Here is a 3544-nt window from a genome sequence, read left to right on the forward strand (position 1 = left end):
GGCTCCTGTTTTTCCAGCTGTAAACGAAGCTTTCAGCCACTTTTTTCATCAGCGCTTGATTTTTTGGTTACTTTTTTATCAAGAAAAAAGTAACAACAAAAATTCATTTTCTACTAATTTCGTGAACGCAAACCAAAGAGTTGCTAAATATAATCGAAGAAAAACCACAGTCGTGAACGGATACATGATGCCCCCCATAAGTAAGATGACATACTAATCATCCATTGAAAAAAATGCTATTTTATTTAATGATCCAAGAAATATGATCCTTCTACTGACATTTGCTTTTGAGTTGCCCCCAATGCTTCAATGGATAAAACTGATCTATAGATGTGAAAGATTGTAAAATTTTTGGAACAATAGGTTCCAATAGTGGGAACAATAGACTATTATCTATGCAATATTTCGGCAAGGCAGCAAAGTCTAAACAACCACAGCAATAAATTAATAAACTGATAAAAAATGCTACTTTACATAACCCAAATAGCCCCCCTAATAGGTTATCGAACATACCCAATAGGGTAATCATTAACATACCCTTAATTAACTTGGTTAATAGATAAATGATCAGTACACCTATAAATAGCATCAGTATAGCTAAACAAATAGGTAGAAAAGTAGCTAGAGGAGGCACCTTGTTTTCTATAATAGGTAGCAAAGTATAAAATAAAGTTACCCCTTTTATGCAACCCAATACCAATAGCGAAGAAGAAATTAATTCTACAATAAAACCTTTTTTAAATCCATTATACCCCCCCCAAATAAGTGGTACCATGAGTATTATATCAAAAATATTCATAATCAACGCGCTAATTAGCAGCAGAAGTAGCGTTTCAAAAAACAGCTTATTGAATAGCGTATTCCATCTGATTGACTACACGAACCCGTTTTTTAGTAGGTATATGGGTATCTTCAATAGCAAAAGCACCTTGCGTTGCTCTACGCAACACACCTAGGCATACACCTGAATCACTAGCAAGCTGCTCAGCAGCTTTTTTCCCATTTATAGTAGCCTCTTGAATCATAGATGGCTTAATGGTATTTAAGTCTGTAAAGATAAACTTAGCTGGCCCATCCCATTTAGGATAGGTAAGACGGACCCCCATTTTCATGATTTCCTGAGATTTCTGTACCGTCTGATAGATTAAATTTATATTTGGTGAATCTACAACAACTTGCATCTTAACTGAGTATCTAAGGCTTTGGGAATCATATTTTCCACGATCATGTAATTCAGGAGCGCCATATATAATTTCCTTACCTGCAAATCCTTGCTTTTTTAAAAAAGCAATCAATAACTGTGTTTGTTTTTTAATTTGTTCATTAACGCACCCTAAGTCATTATCCACTGCCTCAAATTTAATAGTCCATATACCTACAGTCGCATCCACTTCTCTTTCTGCTAGCCCTTTTATGCTGACAGATCGTAGATTGCTTGTACGGCTATGATAAAAAGATAAACTAAAAATAATGCTACTTACCACTAAGCCTATACTCAAGGTAATAGCTGCTTTAAATCTGTTTTTATCCATTTAATGCGTTGTGTTTAGGGTTATGTTTACTATTTACTTATTTATAGTTTTTTGATTTTTTTGAGAGATTATTTGCTGAGACTTAATATAGGAACAATAAGAAAATAAAAAAAATCTTTGTGTAAAAAGCATGCCTTATAAAAGGCATGCCTTGAGCTTAACTTAGATTCACTTTAATCCAATAAAAAACAGCAGACAAATTTACTTTAAACTAAACTTTATGCTTCCAGCTAACTTGTGTTGAGGCTTTTTATTTTCTTTATCATCTACTCTATACTCTTGTACTAAACTATATCCACCAGAAAACGTCAAGTATTTGTTGGCTTGGTAAGTAATATTGGGTACTACATTCCACTGGGAGAGAAAAGCTATAACTGGCTTTTCTGACTTTTCTGAATCTTCTAAGGTTTTAAGGTAAGATCCTCTAATAGAAAACGTCCATTCAGGTGTGACAGCGTATTCTAACGTGCCTCCAACACCAAATGCATCGATAGAAGACAAATCTGACTTGTTCCTATCTATATAGTAGGCCGCAGACATTTCTTTACGTTCATCATCTTTCTGAATCGCTGAGAGTCCTGTTAAGTAATCACCTAAACCCAAAACATAAGCACCTTGGCCTGTAACTGTAAATTTTTTAGGAACCACTTGGTATTGAATACCTAGATGGCCACCGTAGGTAGCACAGTATTTAATTGGCAATTTTGTTGCATCAGGATCAGTACTATGTGTATAGTCTGTGCAACGTCCTAATCCACTCAAAGCTATATTAACATGGTCGGTAACAATGCCTAAATTTAAACCAATGGCTGGCAAACTATTTCTTATTTTAAAGGCCCGCTCCTTATCTTTTGAATCATCCAATTGATTAAATAGTGGTTCATCTTTATCTTCTTTTTTATCATATCTTTTTTTCGTTTTATCAAACAAACCCACTTCTAGTGCAACAGGCTTTTCAATAGCACAGCCCAATCGGAACCAATCAAATGTATGTTCATACTTTATTTGTAAAACACTTGCGCTTGGAGAGATCAGGAGTGAAGGATCTGCTTTTTCATAACCCAAAATAGTAGCAGTTTGGCCAATGGTTACCATCTTACCAATGGTTACAGCCGCATGCTTAATGCCAAGTTCTTTACCTCCCCCCCAACCAGCAGCTATATGAAGGGTTGTAGTCTTGCTACAGCAAGCTGTTGGCACCTCTGCTTTAAATGTTAAACCGGCTCCAGGACTATTTTCAGTTGACCATTGATCGTCTTGCCATGTAATGGTAGGGTTTATGGTAACAGAAGCACCCAATTTTAGGCAATGGTCTGATTGATCTTCATCTTTAGCTTTGTGCTTATCATTTTTTTCCTTAATGATTGCTAGGTGATCTACCTCATCATCATATTCATCAGCACGTACAGAATGTATGATGCTATTACCAAAGAGTAAACCAAGTAAAGCGATTTTAATTTTCATAGCCATAAATAGGTTAAAATTATACAATATAAAACTACAGCATAGGCTTCTTAAGCTCTTTTACCTTTGAAAAAAGAGGCTAAAAAGGAACTACTTATCTAACTGAGGGATTGGCTGTTTCTAAACAAAAACAATTGTAAATAAACTGAAATGCCAAATAGCTAGAGCCAGTATAATAAATATAATACTGTAAAGCAAATATTTGTAAGGAAAAATGCATCTATTCAGTGGAGTGGTTTTTAGGCCAAAATATTTTGGAGTTATTTGATATCCATTCACTACTGTGGCAGCATTGCACTAAAAAACGCTCCTTGTAAAAATTGGTGATCAGGAAGCATAGCTTACAATAAACAAAAACAGTTGCAGGGAGGGAGCTCAAGGGGTATCCGTTCACGACTGTGGTTTTTCTTCGATTATATTTAGCAACTCTTTGGTTTGCGTTCACGAAATAAGTAGAAAATGAATTTTTCATGTTACTTTTTTCTTGATAAAAAAGTAACCAAAAAATCAAGCGCTGATGAAAAAAGTGGCTGAAAGCTTCGTTTACA

General features: G+C 35.0%; 3 protein-coding genes. All 3 read right to left on the bottom strand.

Annotation, left to right across the window (positions count from 1 at the left end):
• Nucleotides 1-271: 271 nt before the first annotated feature.
• The 3 genes from MUW73_RS04270 to MUW73_RS04280 all read right to left on the bottom strand — a co-directional run bounded on the left by MUW73_RS04270 (nt 272) and on the right by MUW73_RS04280 (nt 3002).
• A complete protein-coding gene (locus MUW73_RS04270) occupies nt 272-799 on the bottom strand; it encodes a CvpA family protein (protein ID WP_243018094.1) in 528 nt (175 codons plus the stop codon).
• A gap of 46 nt (nt 800-845) precedes the next feature.
• Entirely contained in the window at nt 846-1532 is a 687-nt protein-coding gene (locus tag MUW73_RS04275) for an SIMPL domain-containing protein (protein ID WP_243018095.1), read from the bottom strand.
• Nucleotides 1533-1733: 201 nt separating this feature from the next.
• A complete protein-coding gene (locus tag MUW73_RS04280) occupies nt 1734-3002 on the bottom strand; it encodes a hypothetical protein (RefSeq protein ID WP_243575300.1) in 1269 nt (422 codons plus the stop codon).
• Nucleotides 3003-3544 lie beyond the last annotated feature (542 nt).

This window comes from Candidatus Cardinium sp. cByotN1, from assembly GCF_022810525.1.
GTDB lineage: Bacteria > Bacteroidota > Bacteroidia > Cytophagales > Amoebophilaceae > Cardinium.